Genomic DNA, 18,924 nt, shown 5'->3' on the forward strand with positions numbered 1-18,924 from the left:
GGTTGTTCGTCATGCATGAGTTTGGGGGAGCCGTGGAGGGAATGCAAGGTGGGCGGGATTTGACGCTTACGAAGTTCCTTGGCAATCTCAGTGGATGGAAATGCGTCGGAACGATGAACAAGGGATCGAAGAAGTGGCACTCATGGTCGTCTGGTGCAGTTCCAAATCGTGCGGTTAGTCGGAACGATGAACAAGGGATCGAAGAAGTGGCACGGAGTTCAAGGAGGAGGACGAAGAAAGAGGACGGTGGTCGGAACGATGAACAAGGGATCGAAGAAGTGGCACCCATTCACGTCGCATGGATACAATCCTATTATTGCGTCGGAACGATGAACAAGGGATCGAAGAAGTGGCACTTTGAGGTACGTCACCCGTCCGAACGGTACTTTGGTCGGAACGATGAACAAGGGATCGAAGAAGTGGCACGGAAGTGTGGGGTTGACATCGGCATTGGTTGACGAGTCGGAACGATGAACAAGGGATCGAAGAAGTGGCACAACAAGACCCAAACCGTGTGAATCAATTGCTCAAGCGTCGGAACGATGAACAAGGGATCGAAGAAGTGGCACTCCCATTTCACACCAGTCGCACCCTCTAGTTTCTCGTCGGAACGATGAACAAGGGATCGAAGAAGTGGCACGCACTGCACGTAGTCGTGTCTGTGGGTAGACTCAAGTCGGAACGATGAACAAGGGATCGAAGAAGTGGCACGTTCCCGAACAGATACAAAAATCTAGATTCGATGTAGGTCGGAACGATGAACAAGGGATCGAAGAAGTGGCACCTTGGGAAACAGATAGAGGTGAGCGCATATGGCTGAGTCGGAACGATGAACAAGGGATCGAAGAAGTGGCACGCGCATGGCGTGCGGCATGTGTTGGACGGCGACCATGGTCGGAACGATGAACAAGGGATCGAAGAAGTGGCACTCTCGAACGCATTGGCATGGCGCGGACAACGATCTGTCGGAACGATGAACAAGGGATCGAAGAAGTGGCACTCTGACTTTTTGTTACTGTTGTCAAGGCTGTCAAGTCGGAACGATGAACAAGGGATCGAAGAAGTGGCACGGGATATATATCCACCTTTCGCGCCAACCGCGACGGTCGGAACGATGAACAAGGGATCGAAGAAGTGGCACCAAAAAAGTTCGTCTGGATCTCTTTCAAACAGCTTGTCGGAACGATGAACAAGGGATCGAAGAAGTGGCACTCTAGTTCGATTGAAGAACAGGCGCCCACTATCGAGTCGGAACGATGAACAAGGGATCGAAGAAGTGGCACGGCCAATTGAACCGTCACATCTCCGCGCTTCCAGAAGGTCGGAACGATGAACAAGGGATCGAAGAAGTGGCACTTGAACCATGTGTTCTGGACACGCGACGCCAATGAGTCGGAACGATGAACAAGGGATCGAAGAAGTGGCACCGTAGCTGGTGAACTTGTGGATGCAAAGACGGGAAGTCGGAACGATGAACAAGGGATCGAAGAAGTGGCACTTCTCGGCTCAGCATAATCACCACTCCAAAGGAACGTCGGAACGATGAACAAGGGATCGAAGAAGTGGCACCTTCGTTGGAGCCCAAACGACAGGGCCGTGCCACGAAGTCGGAACGATGAACAAGGGATCGAAGAAGTGGCACAATGATGACTGCGTGCGACTTGCGCGGCTCACGCGTCGGAACGATGAACAAGGGATCGAAGAAGTGGCACTCATTGTACTCAAACGGCAGTTTGAACTGGCTGGACAGTCGGAACGATGAACAAGGGATCGAAGAAGTGGCACGATATTTCCAGAGGAGGAATTTCCACATGAGCGACAGTCGGAACGATGAACAAGGGATCGAAGAAGTGGCACCAGACATACCCCCTCACCCCCGGGCCACTCCATCCCGCCCCAACAGCCGGGCGGCGTGCCCTTCCGCCGCCCAGCGCGCCAGATACGCGACAAACGCGTCCATGGCGCGCGTGCGGAACTGCGACGGGTGCATGAGCCATGAGAACTCGCGCTGCAGCGGCACGCCCCGCACGCGCAAGGCGCGCAGGGTGTCGAGGGCCCGCTCCTTGCGGATGGCCCATTCGGAGACCACGGCGACGCCGAGCCCCGCCTCGACCGACTCCTTGATCACCTGCGTGCTGCCGAACTCCATCAGCGTGCGTGGCACAAACCCGGCCTGCTGAAACAGCCGATCCGCCACGTCCCGCGTCCCGGACCCGCGCTCGCGGACAATCCAGGTCTCGTCCGCCAACTCTTCCGGCTCCACCTCCGTACGGTTCGCCCAGCGGTGCTGGCGGCCGACGATGACCACCAGCGTGTCGGCAAGGAACGGCCGCACCTCCAGGCGGAGCTTCGGATCGACCCCGCCTTCCACGACCCCGACGTCCAGCTGGTGCTCTGCGATCTGCTCCGCGACGTGTTGCGTGTTCTCGATGAGAATCGTCGGCGCCACCTCGGGGTACGCGCGGCGGAACCCGGAGATGACGTGCGGCAGCACGTACTCGCCGATGGTGAAGCTCGCTCCGATGCACAGCGGCCCTTTCACGGTCTGCGTTAGGTCTTCCAGGAGCCGCGTCATCTGGCCGTAATGTTTCAGGATCTGCTTTGCGTGGTGATACACGATCTCGCCCGCCTTCGTCAGCCGGACGTACTTGTTGGTCCTGTCGATGAGCTTCGCGCCGAGCTCGGCCTCCAGACCCTGGATGTGCTGGCTGACGGCCGGCTGGGTGAGGTGCAGCTCCTCCGCCGTCCGCGAGAATCCTCCTTTATCCGCCACCGTCACGAAGACGAGCAAACGCGTGTCCATGCGCCATCCCCTCCACGTGGGCGGCGTCAACAACTCGCCGCCTGAGCGTCGTATTCGCCGTCACTTGGCCAGCGCCAAGGCGAGGTTTCGCCGTACGCAACCCGTCGTGTCATTTGTGATTCTTATTATGCCAATAAAAATGATTCATTTCACTTATAAAATGCCCCGGCGTATCCTACAGTCGAAACGATCGGAAGGGGAGGCCGGGTGGATGGAAGGGCATACGCGACCATCATGGCACGCGACGGAAAAACCTACCCACGCGCCGGTGCGCGTGCCGGGTGCGGCGGCGCTCGGGATGGCTGGCGGGATGGCGTGGACGTTCGCCTTTGCGGCGGCAGGCATCGCTTTGGCGCACCTGCCTGGATTCGCGCGGATGGGGGGCATGGTGTGCGCCATCCTGCTCGCCATCGCCGCGCGCCAGGTGGTGGGTTACCCAGAACGGTTGCGCCCGGGGATCCAGCTCGTCAGCCAGCGCGGACTGCGCCTGGCCATCGTGCTGTACGGCTTGCGGCTGAACTTGCCCACCGTGTTGCACCAAGGTCTGCCGCTCGTCGCAAAGGGCGCGGTCACCATCGCGATCGCGCTTTCCATCAGCGCCTTGGTCGGCCGGTGGTTGGGGGCGGACCGATCGCTGACATGGTTGCTCGGCGTGGGCACCGGCGTCTGCGGCGCCGCCGCCGTGGCCGCCATTTCGCCCATCCTCGGGGCGGCGGCGGAAGACACCGCCATTGCGGTCGGGATGGTGGCGCTCATCGGCACCGTCTTTTCGATGGCGTACACCCTCGTGCGGCCGTGGCTGGATCTGAGTGCCGTCGCCTACGGCGCGTGGTCCGGGTTGAGCCTGCATGAGATTGCCCACGTCGCCGCCGCCGCGGCGCCGGCGGGATCGCAGGCGATGGCCGTTGCGCTTTTGGCCAAACTGGGGCGGGTGTTGCTGTTGGTGCCGTTGTCGTTCGCGTGGCTGTGGTGGCGCCGGCGGCAGGAAGCGAAGCGCAGCGCCGCACCCGAAGCGAAAGATGGGCCTGTGCCCGAAACGGAGGAAACGAGCAGGTCTGACCCCAAGGGGGCACGTGGGGCCGCCCTCAGTTCGGCGCGGGTGTCGTTTCCTTGGTTCCTCGTCGGATTCGTCGCCATGAGTGTCCTTGGGTCGCTCGGATGGCTTGGGGCACCCGCAGTGCAGGCGGTGGAGCAAGCGAGCAGCGACCTGCTCACCGCCGCCATGGTCGGGTTGGGCATGAACGTGCACCTGCGGGCCATCGGCCAAAAGGCGCTGCGGCCGCTCTTGGCCATGCTGGCAGCGAGCTTGGCGGTGTCGTTGGCGTCGCTTGTCAGCGTGCGGTGGATTTAGACGCAAAACGAGCATCCGCCCCCAAGGGGCTGCGTTTCCGGGGCGGTTGCTTGCCCATTCAGCGAGAGGGGCCTTGGAGATGTCACAGCACCGTGAGAATCTCCGGGCCGTTCTCCGTGATCGCGATGGTATGCTCGTATTGCGTGCTGAGGCTGCCGTCGGCTGTGCGCGCCGTCCACCCGTCGGGATCGATCTTCACCTCGTACCCACCGGCGTTCACCATGGGCTCTATCGTGAACGTCATGCCCTTGCGGATGCGCGGGCCGCGGTGCGGCGGCCCGTAGTGGAGCACCTCCGGGCTTTCATGCATCTTGCGGCCGATGCCGTGGCCGATGAAGTCGCGCACGACGGAGAACCCCTGCGACTCCACATACGTTTGGATGGCGTGGCCGATGTCGGAGATGTGGTTGCCGATGACCGCCTGCTCGATGCCTTTGAACAGCGCCGTGTGCGTCACCTCGAGCAGGCGGCGCGCCTCGTCCGAAACCTGCCCCACCGCGTAGCTCCACGCCGAATCCGCATGCAACCCCTTGTACACCGCCACCATGTCCACCGTGATGATGTCGCCTTCCTTGAGGCGGTAGTCGCTTGGAAACCCGTGGCAGACCACGTCGTTGACCGATGTGCAGCTGGCAAACGGGTATCCTTTGTATCCCTTTTGCGCCGGTTCCATCTTGTGGCGCAGAATGAACGACTCGACAAAGCGATCGATGTCGAGCGTGGTGATGCCGGGACGGATGAGCTTGGCGAGCGCTTCATGGCACGCGGCGACCACCTTTCCGGCTTCGCGCATGAGGCTGATTTCGTAACGGCTCTTGATGGTGATCACGCTGCTTCCTCCCCTGCTGTCGCCGTGTGTCGCTCTCCTCAGGGTACCACAGAAGGGACAGGGGAGGGTAGGAAGCCGCGCATGGTGACGGGGTGAGTGACGGGGAAGCAGGGTTTTGGCGACGGTTCGGGCCTCCTGTCCGTACCATGCTGTGCGTCCTCCGCATGGAATGGTTATGGCTTCAAGCACGGCACCGGCCACGGCGGGTCCAGGGGTGCCGGTCGGATCGTTCAGGAGGAAGAAGCGTTGGCAGCACAACGAGTGTTTGGCATCCTGCTCGCGACGTACGATGCAGAACATGAGACACACACGCATCCTTCAATGGGGCCGCGGACCACGTCCGCGGAGCAACTTTGAGGCGGTTGCGCCGGTCGCGTTGAAAGTCAGTGCTTCAATGGGGCCGCGGATCACGTCCGCGGAGCAACGCACTAATCCAAACACCTTTACCACTATCTGGCCGATATGCTTCAATGGGGCCGCGGATCACGTCCGCGGAGCAACGCGGCTCGGGTTCCAGGTGAGCGCGGTGGCCTCGGGCTTCAATGGGGCCGCGGATCACGTCCGCGGAGCAACAGCCGCCGGAGACGGCGCAGGACGTGCGGCGGATACTGGCTTCAATGGGGCCGCGGATCACGTCCGCGGAGCAACGTTCTCTGTGCAGCCGCTGCACGCCGGTGTGTAAGGCTTCAATGGGGCCGCGGATCACGTCCGCGGAGCAACGCACAGGATGTTCCTCATCCCATGCGGTTTGCTCCAGCTTCAATGGGGCCGCGGATCACGTCCGCGGAGCAACTCTGCGAATTTTCGGGAGTCGTGAGAGAGGCTTTCAGGCTTCAATGGGGCCGCGGATCACGTCCGCGGAGCAACACATCGTGGCTCAATCGTCTCATTCTGACGCTGCAAGGCTTCAATGGGGCCGCGGATCACGTCCGCGGAGCAACGACAAGGCGGAGCGGATTGCAGCTCGCGCCAAGAAGCTTCAATGGGGCCGCGGATCACGTCCGCGGAGCAACGATCGCGGAGCACACGGGCTGGACCGCGCATGATGTGCTTCAATGGGGCCGCGGATCACGTCCGCGGAGCAACGCAGTCCTATCTCGACATCGGCAAGAAGTATGGGAGCTTCAATGGGGCCGCGGATCACGTCCGCGGAGCAACGCACGCCGACGGCGTTGTCGATGGCAAACGCGGTCGGGCTTCAATGGGGCCGCGGATCACGTCCGCGGAGCAACTCCGAACAGCATGGTTATCACAGCGCCCCACGGCGGCTTCAATGGGGCCGCGGATCACGTCCGCGGAGCAACGCCTCTCTATCCAGCCCTGTCCTGACGCGGAATCCCGGCCAAATTCCGCGAACTCCTCCGCATGAGATGCACCGCTGCCGCTTCAGACGCCTTCATTGTACCCCCTTCTTGGCAAAAAATCCAGATATCTCGCGGGTTACCTGGATTGCGCGAAACCCCCGGGGTTCGGCCATCACTCCGGGTTCGCGCAGTTCGCGCGACGGCTGTCGGATACTGCTTCAGGGCCCAACCTGGGATTATCCCGGCTCGTTCTCCTTCCTTCGGCCCCATGCTGACAGACTTCAACCACCTGGCCAAGCGGTCAACCGACCCAGCCATCGCTTCCTCCCCATTCCGATTCATTCCGATCCCGCTGGATAACCATGTGGCCCACCGTGTCGTTGTCCGCCCCCACGGGTATCTCATGCTCAGGCTCTCAACCCCGCCGCTCCTCTATGCCCCATCGAAATATCCACGATGAATATCAACCCTACCATCCGGACATGCTAGATCACGAAACCGGCTGTGGCAAAGGAGCGACCAACCCATGGACGATGATGCGCTCATCCCGATTTCCGCGCTGGAGCACTACGCCTACTGTCCGCGCCAGTGCGCGCTTATTCACGTGGAGCAGACGTTTGACGAGAACCGGTTTACCCTCGGCGGCCGCATGGCCCATGCGCGCGTCGATGCGGAGCACGTCCTTTCGGCCCGCGGCCACCAAATCCTCACCGGGCTGACGGTGTGGTCGGACCGGTACGGGCTCATCGGCAGGTGCGACGTGGTCGAACTGCGCGACGGCCGCCCATATCCCGTCGAATTCAAGCGCGGTACCACATCGCGCCGCCTCTGCCACCAGGTCCAACTCTGCGCGCAGGTGCTGTGCCTGGAGGAGATGTTCGGCGTCGACATCCCGGAGGGCGCCATCTATCACGTCAGCTCCCGCCGCCGCACGCGCGTGGCACTGACCACGGCGCTGCGGGAGCAAACCCAGCGTATCCTCCGCGAGGTGCGCGCGATGCTGCAATCGCAGACGCTGCCGCCAGCCGTCCGCGACGCCCGCTGCAACCACTGCTCGCTGCAGGACGCGTGCCTGCCCGTCTTGACCGGCCGCAGGCGTCCATTCGACTGGTATCGCCTGCTGGAAGACGATCTCGCCGCGGAAACCGCTGCCCCTGCACTTCGGCGCGCGGACGCGCGAACACAGGCCGCGTCCGTTTCGGCGGCTTCGGCGCACAAAACCAAGGAGGAATCCCCATGCCCCTGACCGCCCATACCTTATACGTGCAGACGGACGGCGCCGTCGTCCGGCTCGATCACGACAACGTCCTTGTCACCCTGGACAAGCAGGTCCAGACCCGTGTGCCGCTCCACCTGGTGCACGCCATCGTCGCGTTCGGCCGCGTCTCGTTCACCAGTCCGCTGCTCGAACGCTGCGCGAGGGACGGCCGCAGCGTCGTGAAAATGGACGGGGCCGGGCGGTTCGTATACCGTCTGGAGGGACCGAAGTCCGGCAACGTCCTTTTGCGCACCGCCCAGTTTCAGGCGTTCCACGATCCCGCGCGCCAGCTGTCCATCGCGCGGGCGTTGGTCGCGGGCAAGCTCTACAATCAGCGCCAGGTGCTCCTGCGCGCCGCGCGCGACGCCAGCACACCCAGTGCCGCGAACGCCCTGCGCGAGGTGGCCGAGGAGATGGCCCGCGACCTGCGCCGCATCTGCCACATGGACAATCTCGACACCCTGCGCGGCCTGGAGGGGGTCAACGCCCGCCGTTACTTCGCCGTTTTCCAACACATGCTCGCCCCGCAGGTGCAGCAGGATTTTGCCTTTGCACACCGTTCCCGCCGTCCCCCGCGCGATCCAGTCAACGGGGTGCTCTCGTTTCTCTATGCCGTGCTCACGCACGATGCCGCCGCCGCCGCAGAGAGCGTCGGGCTCGATCCGCAGATCGGCTTCCTGCACACCCTCCGCCCGGGCCGGCCGGCGCTCGCGCTCGATTTAATGGAAGAGATGCGTCCGGTGCTGGCGGATCGCGTGGCGCTCACGCTGTTCAACCGGCGGCAGCTGACGCCGGACGATTTCGAGACACTTCCCGGCGGCGCCGTGTCACTCACCGACGCCGCCCGGCGCACCATCCTCGCCGAGTACCAGCGGCGCAAGCAGACGGAGGTGGAGCACCCGACGCTGCGCACCCGCCTGGCCCTCGGCCTGGTCCTGCCGCTGCAAGCCCGCCTCATGGCGCGCGCCATCCGGGGCGATGCCGTCCCGTACATGCCGTTTTTGTACCGGGGGTGAGGCTGATGTACTACGTGGTGACCTACGACATCTGCACCGACACCAAGCCCGGCCAGAAACGCCTGCGGCGCATCGCGCAGATCTGCGTCAACCACGGGCAGCGGGTGCAGAAGTCGGTGTTTGAGTGCAAACTGGACGACACCCAGTACATCCAGCTTGTGGCCCAATTGCGCGACACCATCCGGCCGGACGAGGACAGCGTGCGCATCTACCGCGTGCAGGATTTCAGCCGCAAAACGCTCGTCAGCCTCGGGCGGGAGGTCGGGATCGACTTCGACGCCCCGTGGATTGTGTGAAATGATAAAATGAAACCAGCGACCCGGAATGGAAAAACGGACGAAGAAGGGGGAGCCTGTGATGCGGCGTTTTGCCGTCGTCTTGACGCCCGACCTGCAGGACGGCGGGTATGTGGTCACGGTACCAAGCCTTCCTGGGTGCGTCACGGAGGGGGATACCGTCGAAGAAGCCTTGGCGAATGCGAAGGACGCAATTGCTCTCTACTTGCAGTATCTGAATGATAAGGGTGAAGTCCCGCCGCTCGATCCTCAGTCGATTGTGGCAACGGTTGAGGTGGATTAGGTGCCCAGGCTTCCCGTTTTAGCTGCCAAGGACATCGTCCATGCGCTTCAACGCGCGGGATTTGAAATGAAACGTCAAAGTGGGTCGCACATGATCCTGGAGCATACAGTCACAAAGCGTCCGGTGGTGGTCCCCAAACATAACCCCGTAAAGCGGGGAACTTTGCATTCCATCATTCACCAAGCCGGGCTTACGGCTGAAGAGTTTATGAGGCTACTTTAGATTTTTTGAAAAAATCTGTATTTCACATATGTGGCCTCCTGCAGATTCATACGTAGATGAAGCAGGAAGATCCAGATCTTTTCTCGAAATCCTCCATATCTGGAAATGGAGGATGACGGGATGCGCGTCGCGCATGAACTGGCCGGGAACGAGCGCGTGCTGCAAGTGCTCTTGTCCATTGTGCAGCAGCCGCGGGTCTGGACCGCCAAGCGCTTGGCGGAGCACTTCGGCGTGTCCGTACGCACCATCCACCGCGATCTCAGCGTGATCGAACGCGCAGGTTTCCGCGTGGAATCCGAACCGGGCGGCGGCTATTTCATCATGTTGAACACCCGCTGGCTCCCGGTGCGTCTCACCCCGGAAGAGCAATTGGCCCTGCTGTTGGTCCACGTCTGGCTCGACGCGATACCGACCGTCCGACAGGCGCTGCTTCATCCGTACGAGTCGGCGCTGCAGAAGCTCGCCGGGAAAGCCGGCCTCAACCTGGATGCCGCCGGCTGGAACCGCCTGGCAGGCCTCATCCTGCCGGAGCACCCGGAAGGCCGCGCACCGCACGAAGCGGAAGTGCTCGCCGTGCTCTTGCAGGCGATGACCGAAGCGCGCACCGTCCGCATGGAGTACCACAGCTTTCACGACGACGAGCGCCGGGAACGCCTCTGCGACCCCTACTACCTTGTCCCGCGCCAACACAGCCTCTACCTGTTCGGCTTCTGCCACCTGCGCGAGGCGTACCGCATCTTCAAGGTCAGCCGCATCCTCGCCATCCAGATGACATCCCATCACTATGTCAAGGAAGACGACTTCGATCTTGCCCGCGCCCTGGCGACCGCGTGGAACATCGACACCTCCGGCCCCGAGGTGGAGGCGGAACTCGCGGTTGCACCCGAGTTGCGGCGGTACGTGGAGGAAGAACTCGCCGGCAAACCGGTACTCGGCACGTGGTCCGGCCCGGACGGCCGTTGGCACCTTGCGGTGCGTGCGCGCATCAACCCGGAATTCACGCGCTGGATTCTCCAATTCGGCGCTGGTGTGGAAGTGTTGCAGCCGCCCGCGCTGCGCGAGGCCATCGCCGCGCAGGTGCGGGAGATGGGGAGGGTTTATGGAGGTCATTCACTCAAATAAAAAATCAAAAAAAGAGCCATGAACAGGAAAATAACGGGGCCACGGCGTTTGCCGTGGAATAAGTCTGAACCTGCTACCCCAACACGTATTAAGAATAATCTTCAAAGGGGCCTGTACATGGCTCTTCGGTTTCCAACACATAGTATACGCAAATCTCATCTCTTATTCTTAATCCCTCGTGGGGGAGGTAGGGGGAGGGGACAGTATTGACAACCCTACCCCTGGTGCGCTAAAATCGGCAATTGAAAGGAGGGCAACGCCAATGAAAATCAACTTTACCAAATCAGAATTTGTAGTTGTAATTGTTCTACTCCTGGCCAATCTACATATTCATATTTCTTCATATTTCCAATTGAGCGTTTGAGACAATGATCTACACAGGGGTGCCTCTCTTCACCCCTGTCATTCTCCTTTTCACCACTAAGTTTAATTCATCTCTGTATCATTTTCAACCATTATTCGTTTGGTAATTAATAGTTACACACAACACTGACACCACATGTCACCCCTCTCGTTACACTTGAACTTGAACCCTCGCCCTGTTCGAAAGGACGGTGATCCCTTACGGAATTCGACGCCATGTTCCAGCAAGCCACCGGCTGCGCGCCGTACGGCTACCAGCGCCGCTTGGCGCTTGAACCTGACTGGCCCGCCATCGTCCGCGTGCCGACGGGCGCCGGCAAGACGGCGGCGGTGGTGCTCGCCTGGCTGTGGCGCGCGTGCTTTGCGCCGGAAGACGTCCGCCGGCAGACGCCGCGCCGGCTCATCTACTGCCTGCCTCAGCGCACGCTGGTCGAACAGACCCGCGCCGCTGCCGAACAGTGGCTGCACGCCCTCGGCCTCGCCGCAACCATTCCGGTCCACGTGCTGATGGGGGGTGATCTCGCCCGCGACTGGGACGTGCTTCCGGAGCGGCGGCAGATCCTCGTCGGCACGCAGGACCAACTGCTCTCGCGCGCGCTCAACCGCGGCTACGGCATGAGCCGCTACCGCTGGCCGATGCACTTCGCGCTGCTCCACGACGACTGTCTCTGGGCCATCGACGAGCCGCAGTTGTTCGGCGACGCGCTCGCCACCACCGCCCAGTTGCAGGCGTTCCGCCAGCAACTCGGCACCTGGCGCCCGGTGCGGACCATCTGGCTCTCGGCCACCGTGCAGCCGGAATGGCTGGCGACGGTGGATTACGCACCGTACCTGGAGGACGCGCGGGTGCTGGAGCTGGACGAGGCCGATCGCGTCCAGCTGCAGACACGCCTCGACGCACCCAAGCCGCTCCTCGCCAGCGGGTTGCGCTTGACGGAGAAGGCGGCGGACAAGCCGGCCGCGTACGCCGAGGAGCTCGCCCAGTACGTCCGCCGCGTCCACCGGCCCGGGACGCTGACGCTCGTCATCGTCAACCGCGTCGCGCGGGCGCAGCTCGTCTACCAGGCGCTGGACAAGGCGCAGGCGGCGGATCGCGTCTTGCTCATCCACAGCCGGTTCCGCCTCGCCGAGCGTGTGCGGTTGAACCAAGCGCTGCCGGGGCTGGCCGGGACGGACACCATCCTCGTGGCCACGCAGGCGGTGGAAGCGGGCGTGGACTTGTCGGCCGAGACGCTGGTCACTGAGCTTGCGCCGTGGACGTCGCTCGTCCAGCGCTTCGGCCGCTGCAACCGGGACGGCAAGGCCAAAGAGCCCAGCGTCCACTGGGTGGACATCGAGACGGGGGCCAAGGCCGCGAAGGCCGCCGCGCCGTATCTGCCGGAGGAACTGGACGCCGCCAGGGCCCGCCTGCAAGGGCTGGCGGACGTGCGCATCCGCGCCCTGCCTGCCGCGGACCATCCTGTGCAGTACCGCCACGTCCTGCGCCGCCGCGACCTGCTCGCGCTGTTCGACACGACGCCGGACTTGACGGGCTACGACATCGACGTCTCGCCGTACGTGCGCGATGCGGATGATGCGGACGTAACGGTGTTCTGGCGCGAATGGCCGTGGGAAGGCGAGGGGGGACGGATGCACCCGCCCCATGACTTGTTGCGCCCGTCGCCCGCCGAGGTCTGCCGCGTGTCGCTGTCCGCGCTGCGCGAGTATCTGCAGCTTAGGAGCCGCGGGCGCGATGAGGATGCCCCCTGGCCCGCCTGGACCTGGGACGCCTTGCGCGGCAACTGGCGCAGGGTGAGGGAGCATGAGCTCATCCCCGGCCAGTTGCTCCTCCTCGATGCTCGCGAAGGCGGGTACACCCCGGACCTCGGGTTCCACCCGGTCAGCCGGGTTCCAGTCCCCGTGATTGCCGATCCCGGGACGCCCGGACGCACGTTCGAGACGCACGATCGCGACGACGACAACGCACCGCTGCAGGCGCAGTCGGGGGCTGAGCAAGGCAACGGGATGGCGCCCGCCGGGGATGCGCAGGGAGAACCGGTGTCTCAAGCCGCGAAGGCGCCCGGGTTGGCACAGCCGGTGCCGCTCGGCCTGCATCTGCGGGAGGTCGCGGACGAAGCGGCGCGGCTGGCGGCGGCATTTCCGGAAGTGCCGGATCTGGCCGCTCTTCTCAGCGAAGCCGCGTGGCATCACGACCGCGGCAAGGCTCACCGGTTGTATCAAGCGCGCATCGCCGCCGTTTGGCCGCAGGATTTGCCGCGCGACGCGGAGACGTTGTGGGCCAAAAGCCCTCAACCAGGAGGAGCCTGGCCCGAGGTGACGGCCGAGATCGCGGGGAGGACACGGAGCGCCAAGCACTTCCGCCATGAGCTCGCCTCCGCGCTGGCGTACCTGGCGGACGTGGCGCCGGAGAAGCGCAACGACCTGGCGGTGCGCCTCGTCGCCTACCTGATCGCCGCTCACCACGGCAAGGTGCGCGTGCACATTCAATCGGTGCCGGACGAGCAGGTGCCGGAAGACGACCGCCTGTTCGCGCGCGGGGTGTGGGACGGGGATGCGTTGCCGGCGGTGCCGCTGCCGGACGGCCGCCGGTTGCCGCCGGCCACCCTGCGCCTCGGCGTGATGCGCGCCGGGACCGATCCAAAAGACGCCGCGGAGACGGAGAGCTGGGTGATGGGCGTGCAGCGGCTGCTCGCCCACCCGGACTACGGCCCGTTCCGGCTGGCGTGGCTGGAGGCGATGCTGCGCGTCGCCGACTGGCGCGCGTCGCAAAAGGAGGTGTACGGCGATGCCTCATGAGATTGTCCTGGCCGGCTGCATGCCGGTTCCGCTCGCGGGTTATCTCAAAGCGCTCGGCGTGCTTCGCCTGGTCGCCGAGCAGGCGGACGCCGAAGCCCAAGGCTGGTGGCAGGACGAGGTGTTCCATCTCCGGTCGCGTCTCGATCGCGACGGGCTCCTGCACTTCCTGCTCCACGATTATCAGCCCACGCCCATCGTGGCGCCCTGGAACGGCGGCAGCGGGTTTTACGCCCACCGGGAGACGGCGGCCGACGCGGTGGCCAAGCTGCGGCATTCCCAAGCGGACCGGCTTGCCCGCTACCGCGCCACAATCCGCGCGGTCGACGGCGTGATGGCCCGCCTCGGCCTCGCGGCGAAACCGAAGGATGACAGCAAAGACGCGCTCATCGCGGCGTGCCGCAACTGGCTGCCGGACGACGCCGTGGCGTGGTTGGACGCGGTGCTCGTACTCACGCCGGACGGGGCAAGTTTCCCACCCTTGCTGGGCACGGGCGGCAATGACGGCAACCTGGAATTCACCAACAATTTCATGCAGCGCTTGGCGGACGTGATGGACCCGGTGAGCGGCCGCCCGGACCCCAACGCCGGGCGTTGGTTGGCCGGGGCCCTGTTCGGGGAAGCCATCCACGGGCTGATGGATGTGTCCATCGGCCAGTTTGCGCCCGGCTCGGCGGGCGGACCGAACGCCGCCGCCGGGTTTTCCGGGGGTGCGCGGGTGAATCCGTGGGAGTACATCCTCATGCTGGAGGGCGCGCTCATGTTCTCCGCTTCGGCCACCAAGCGCCTGGAGCGGGGCCACGACGCCCTGCTCAGCTATCCGTTCACGGTAAAGCCTTCGGCGGCCGGCTTCGGCGGCATCGCGCTCGAGGACGAAGCGTCGGCGCGGGCGGAGATGTGGTTGCCGATTTGGCACTTTCCGGCCCGCTATCCGGAATTGACGGCGGTGTTTCGGGAAGGCCGGGCGCAGGTGAACGGTCGGCCGGCGCAGAACGGGCTCGACTTCGCCCGCGCCTGCGCCAAGCTCGGGGTGGATCGAGGCATCGCCAGCTTCCAGCGTTACGCCTTCCTCAAGCGGTCGGGCCTGGCGTACTTGGCGGTGCCGCTCACCCGTTTTTGGGTACGCCGCCGGCAAGAAGCCGACCTGTTGGACGATCTCGACCGTCAGGGTTGGCTGGCGAGATTCAACCACATCGCGGCGGATGCCGGACAGGCGGTGGCGAGCGCGTACCGGCGGATTGAGGAAGCGATGTTCCAGCTCTGTCAGCACGGGGGTGCCGCACGCGTGCAAGCGCTGCTGCGCGAACTCGGCCGTCTGGAGCGCCTGTTGGCGGAGCGGCCCGGCTTGCGCCAGCAATTGCCGCCGTTGGTGCTCACCAGCATGGACTGGTGGCGGCGGGCGGACGATGGTTCGCCTGAATTCACGTTGGCCGCCGGCATCGCGGGTTTGGTGTGGGAGAAGGGGCCGCATGTGCGGGCGTACTTTTCGCCGGTGGCGGCGCTGCGACCGGGTTCATGGGAAGAGCCGCCGTCACCGCGCGTCATTTGGCAACATGGGGACCTGGTGCGCAACCTGGTCCGTCTCCTTGAACGCCGCTTGCTCGATGCGGAGCACGCGGCATGGGCCTCCACCTGCCCGGATGGCAAGCCTTTGCACAGCCAGGTGTCCGTCCCGCTGCCGTACGTCCTGCGCTTTCTCGACGGAACGGTGAACGATGAGCGGCTGGAAGCACTGATCTGGGGTTTGTTGCCGCTTGCAGCCTCGGGCAGGTATCCGCGGACGCTGCGCGCCTACCGGTTGCGCGCCATCCCGCGCGCTGCCGGGCGGCACGGAGAAGCATCACCCGGGGAAGGACATGCAGGGGAAGCACCGGCCCGGCCGTGGGTGCCGTGGGCGTATGCGGTGACGAAGCTGGTGTTGACGCCGGACGACCGTTTGGCAGGCGCCATGAAGCGTGCGGGCCATGCAGAAACCCTGCCCGCGGAAGAGGGGGTGCGTGTCCCCGTGCCCACCGGCTTGGTGCAGACGCTGGCCAGCGGCGACGCCGGACGGCTGGATCGCGCGGTGCGCCTGGCGGAGCGGCGCTTATACGCCAGCGGGTTTCCGCTCGGCATGCGCGGGGTCTCCAACCGGGGGTTGGACCCGCGGCGGGTGCTGGCGGCCGCCGTCTTTCCGCTGTCGCAAAGCGACTTGACCGACTTGGTGCGCCGCGTGGCCGAGCGCCCGGATGATACCCAACGCGAATCACTGACCGTCGCGCCTCCGCCGGACGAGGCCGGCGAGGAGATGCAGGCACCGTTGCCGGCGACGTGATTGCAGACATGGGAGAAGGAGGATCTCGCACATGGATTTCAGCGCATTGCAACAGGTCCCGCGTTTGTTGATGGAAGCCGATTTGGAACCTTTGCAAGGGACACGGTTTCAGCCCACAGGTTTCCCGGACCTCGGTCCGGCGGAGTACGATGAGCCGAATGGCAGGTACCGTATGCTGTTGGTGGAATCCGCCCAGAGCATGGCCAACCGCTTGGAAGCGGTTTGCTGGGATGAGGCGGCGGACGACTGGGTCGAGCCGTTGCGCGGCCTGCCTTTGGTCAAGGTGTACGACGAAGCAGGCCAGCCGCTCACCAACTCGGTGCTCGAGGCGCATCGCCTGAACTCGCCCTACATTCTGGAGGGTGCGGATCAATCGGTCGTGGAAATGTTGCAGAAAGAGTTGGTGGATCTCGGCGAAGGGCCGGTCAATCTCCGCAAACTGGCCGCGTTGTTGTTCCGTTGCGACACCAATGCCGTCCTCCACGGTGTCTTTCTGGCCAAGAAGCAGTTGGCGGGCGGACGTCTGCGCCTGCCGCGCGCCTTGTCGGCGTTCATCGAGGCGGAGGATGCCCGCGTGGCCCAGAGCGGCGGCGTGAAGCTTGACCGCGTGGATCCCAGCGGATCGAGAGCGGAAGGGTTCGGCAACGTGCCGTTCCACCGCGAGGAATACGTGGCGCGGCGCGTCACGGCGTACTTCAACCTGGATCTGGCTCAGATCCGCGCGTACGGTCTCGGACCGTTGGCGGAGGAATTCCTCATCGCGTTCGCGCTGTTCAAGATCCGCCGCTTCCTGGAAACCGGTTTGCGCCTGCGCACCGCCTGCGACTTCAAGTACACCGGCATTTGTGTGACACAACCGGCAGGGTGGGTGCTGCCTGAGTTGACGGAGTTATCCGCCGCGCTGCCGGACATGATTCAAAAGCTGAAGGCGGAAGGTCTGCTGGGTGAACCGTTGCGGGTGCAGTTCCGCAAGAAGCGTGGGTGAGTGAACGTATGGAGGAAGTGGGAGTACCGCGAAGCAGCCGGCCATGCCGGAAAGGGAGGCGGGCGGTGTGATTGGCATTGAATTCCGGTTCCCGGCGGGGGCGTACCACGCGACCCCTTGGGGTCGGCACGTGAACGAGGCGGAGGTCGAATGGCCTCCCTCGCCGTGGCGCTTGCTGCGGGCCTTGATTGCCGCATGGCACCGGTACGGGCTCGCCGACCGTCATTCGGAAGCGTTGTTGCGGGAGACGGTGCACCAGTTGGCATCTTCGCTGCCAGTGTACGCCCTGCCGCCGGCGGTGCATGCGCATACCCGCCACTATATGCCGACCGGGGATAAACCGACGCTCGTCTTTGACGGGTTTCTCCGCTTCGGCCGTGACGCCGTGCTGGGCGTGTACTGGCCCCAGGTGGAGTTGCCGGACGCAGCGCGATGGTTGTTGCAGGATGCGGTGGCCAGCATGAGTTATCTTGGCCGGGCGGAGAGCTGGGTGGCGGCGGAGGTGGTGACGCAGGCTTGTTGCGAGATCAACTGCGGGCCGCTGGGCACGGATCTGGCTCTGTTCTCGGGCGCCTCGCCGCCAGAAACGGAGATGGAGTACGTGCCCTTGCTCGCACCCGAACCGCCTGCGCACTTCCAGCCTCCGCCCCCTCCGGCGGGCAAACGCGGCGGCAGGAAACAAGGCGCAGGGCATGGCGCGCCACGCGACATCTATGAAGCATTGCTTGTCGATACGAATCAGTTGCAGGAGGAGAAACGCAACCTCCCGCTCGGTGCGCGATGGGTTCATTACGTGCGCAAACCGTTGCCGGAGTCTGCACAATGGCCGGAACCGGCGAGCGGTTCGTCTCCCGGCGCGCCGGCCGCGGGCGGTTCATCGTACGCGCCGGCCCTGGCGGTGGACGCTTGGCGGGAGGCGGAGGCGGCGCGCATCCGCCACACCGCCTTGCGCGGGATCAATGCCGCGCGTTTGGCGCTGACCAGCCGCGTGATGCCGAGGCTGGTCGACGCGCTCGATGTGGCGGAGGTCGTCCATCTGGCGTTGCTGAAACACTGCGGAGAGAACGCGCCGCTGCTCGTCTCCGGCCGGGAAGCGGACGGTTCGGTCAGTGTCCGCGGCCATGAGCACTTGTTCATCCTGCCGGAGGATGCGGATATGGACGGCCGGCTCGATCACGTTCTTCTCTATGCCCGCGTCTCCTTCCCGGAGACGGTCATTCGTGCCATTCAGTCGTTGCAAGAGCTCGGCACACCCGATTGGTGGCCGGGGCCCGCGCGGCGTTGGCGCGTGTATTTGGAAGGGTTCTTTCACGTTCCGAATGCCGGAGCAGCAGGTGGGGATCGGCCGTGGTCGACATGGTCCGCGGGGTTGGCTGCCTCGAACCTGCTCGGTCCGGCTCGCCGCTGGGTCTCCGCGACGCCCTATTTGCACCCGTGGCATCGAAAGCGCAACGGCCGGTTCGATGCCATGGAACAAATGTTGAAGGAACTACAGTTACGCGGTTTTCCGGCGCCGTCGCGCATCAAGGAATTGCCGGTGCGCGAGGTCCGCGGTGCGCGTTTGTTCCCGCAGCGGTTCCGGCGCGTGCGTTATGCGAAGCGCCAGCACATTCCCGGAGTTCGGGGGACGTTTTTCGAGATCGAGTTTCCGGAACCTGTGCAAGGCCCGCTCGCATTCGGAGCCAACTGTCATTTTGGCATGGGGCTGTATATCCCGGAGCTGGATGTTTCCAACCTTGCATGGCCGGCGTCACGGGAACAGGAAGCGGGCGACGCGTAGAACCAGCCAGGCTGCGGGCGTCATCGTTCGGGATGTTTGTGCTATACTAGAACCAGAAGCATCACCGCATTCAGTGGTGGAGTCCACTGAGAGTGGTCTGTCCGCTCGAACCGCGGCCAAGCCGCCAATGACTCCTGTCTTTGCACACCGGCAAGGGCAGGAGGTCATTGGCGTTTTCATTTTTGACACCCCCTGCACCGCCGGA

Annotated in this window: 13 protein-coding genes and 2 CRISPR repeat arrays; of the genes, 11 read left to right on the forward strand and 2 right to left on the reverse strand. The window is 63.9% G+C overall.

Translation table 11 applies throughout. The annotated features are described in order from the left end of the window. The first annotated feature begins 104 nt into the window (after positions 1-104). Positions 105-1,857: a CRISPR direct-repeat array (repeat unit 36 nt; unit sequence GTCGGAACGATGAACAAGGGATCGAAGAAGTGGCAC). A gap of 13 nt (positions 1,858-1,870) precedes the next feature. After that, positions 1,871-2,803 carry a LysR family transcriptional regulator gene (locus IEX97_RS05815; protein ID WP_188881697.1) on the reverse strand — a complete coding sequence of 311 codons (933 nt, stop codon included), beginning with the start codon at positions 2,801-2,803 and terminating at the stop codon, positions 1,871-1,873. Positions 2,804-3,014: 211 nt separating this feature from the next. Between IEX97_RS05815 and IEX97_RS05820 the strand changes: the two genes are divergently transcribed. Next, on the forward strand, positions 3,015-4,154 hold the full coding sequence (locus IEX97_RS05820; protein WP_229776479.1) for a YeiH family protein: 1,140 nt from the start codon (positions 3,015-3,017) through the stop codon (positions 4,152-4,154). Between the two features lie 82 nt (positions 4,155-4,236). Here IEX97_RS05820 and map read toward each other — a convergent pair whose 3' ends face one another. Further along, complete coding sequence (gene map / locus IEX97_RS05825) at positions 4,237-4,983, reverse strand: type I methionyl aminopeptidase (RefSeq protein WP_188881698.1); 747 nt, start codon at positions 4,981-4,983, stop codon at positions 4,237-4,239. A 315-nt stretch (positions 4,984-5,298) separates the two neighbouring features. Beyond that, a CRISPR array of direct repeats spans positions 5,299-6,287; the repeat unit is 37 nt; unit sequence GCTTCAATGGGGCCGCGGATCACGTCCGCGGAGCAAC. A 526-nt stretch (positions 6,288-6,813) separates the two neighbouring features. Between map and cas4 the strand changes: the two genes are divergently transcribed. From cas4 to csb2, 10 genes are all read left to right on the forward strand, one after another. Then, positions 6,814-7,533, forward strand: coding sequence for a CRISPR-associated protein Cas4 (gene cas4, locus IEX97_RS05830; protein ID WP_188881699.1), 720 nt, complete (start codon positions 6,814-6,816; stop codon positions 7,531-7,533). After that, positions 7,524-8,561: a type I-C CRISPR-associated endonuclease Cas1c gene (cas1c, locus tag IEX97_RS05835; RefSeq protein ID WP_188881701.1), complete on the forward strand. Its 1,038-nt coding sequence runs from the start codon at positions 7,524-7,526 to the stop codon at positions 8,559-8,561. The genes cas4 and cas1c overlap by 10 nt, the downstream gene beginning before the upstream one ends. 5 nt (positions 8,562-8,566) lie before the next feature. Then, a complete protein-coding gene (gene cas2, locus IEX97_RS05840; RefSeq protein WP_188881704.1) occupies positions 8,567-8,857 on the forward strand; it encodes a CRISPR-associated endonuclease Cas2 in 291 nt (96 codons plus the stop codon). A 61-nt stretch (positions 8,858-8,918) separates the two neighbouring features. Further along, positions 8,919-9,140 carry a type II toxin-antitoxin system HicB family antitoxin gene (locus IEX97_RS05845; RefSeq protein ID WP_188881706.1) on the forward strand — a complete coding sequence of 74 codons (222 nt, stop codon included), beginning with the start codon at positions 8,919-8,921 and terminating at the stop codon, positions 9,138-9,140. After that, positions 9,141-9,362: a type II toxin-antitoxin system HicA family toxin gene (locus IEX97_RS13995; protein WP_188881707.1), complete on the forward strand. Its 222-nt coding sequence runs from the start codon at positions 9,141-9,143 to the stop codon at positions 9,360-9,362. It abuts the gene before it with no gap. Positions 9,363-9,482: 120 nt separating this feature from the next. Then, the gene (locus IEX97_RS05855; RefSeq protein WP_188881708.1) at positions 9,483-10,484 is read left to right on the forward strand and encodes a helix-turn-helix transcriptional regulator; all 1,002 of its coding nucleotides are present in this window, start codon (positions 9,483-9,485) and stop codon (positions 10,482-10,484) included. A gap of 579 nt (positions 10,485-11,063) precedes the next feature. Next, a complete protein-coding gene (gene cas3g, locus IEX97_RS05860; RefSeq protein ID WP_188881710.1) occupies positions 11,064-13,643 on the forward strand; it encodes a type I-G CRISPR-associated helicase/endonuclease Cas3g in 2,580 nt (859 codons plus the stop codon). Beyond that, positions 13,633-15,954, forward strand: a complete 2,322-nt coding sequence (cas8g1, locus tag IEX97_RS05865) for a type I-G CRISPR-associated protein Cas8g1/Csx17 (RefSeq protein WP_188881712.1) — start codon at positions 13,633-13,635, stop codon at positions 15,952-15,954. The genes cas3g and cas8g1 overlap by 11 nt, the downstream gene beginning before the upstream one ends. A gap of 31 nt (positions 15,955-15,985) precedes the next feature. Next, the gene (cas7g, locus tag IEX97_RS05870) at positions 15,986-16,939 is read left to right on the forward strand and encodes a type I-G CRISPR-associated RAMP protein Csb1/Cas7g (protein WP_188881713.1); all 954 of its coding nucleotides are present in this window, start codon (positions 15,986-15,988) and stop codon (positions 16,937-16,939) included. Between the two features lie 67 nt (positions 16,940-17,006). Beyond that, positions 17,007-18,719 carry a type I-G CRISPR-associated protein Csb2 gene (gene csb2 / locus IEX97_RS05875; protein WP_188881715.1) on the forward strand — a complete coding sequence of 571 codons (1,713 nt, stop codon included), beginning with the start codon at positions 17,007-17,009 and terminating at the stop codon, positions 18,717-18,719. Positions 18,720-18,924: the final 205 nt, after the last annotated feature.

Source organism: Paenalicyclobacillus cellulosilyticus, assembly GCF_014647315.1.
Classification (GTDB): domain Bacteria; phylum Bacillota; class Bacilli; order Alicyclobacillales; family Alicyclobacillaceae; genus Alicyclobacillus_J; species Alicyclobacillus_J cellulosilyticus.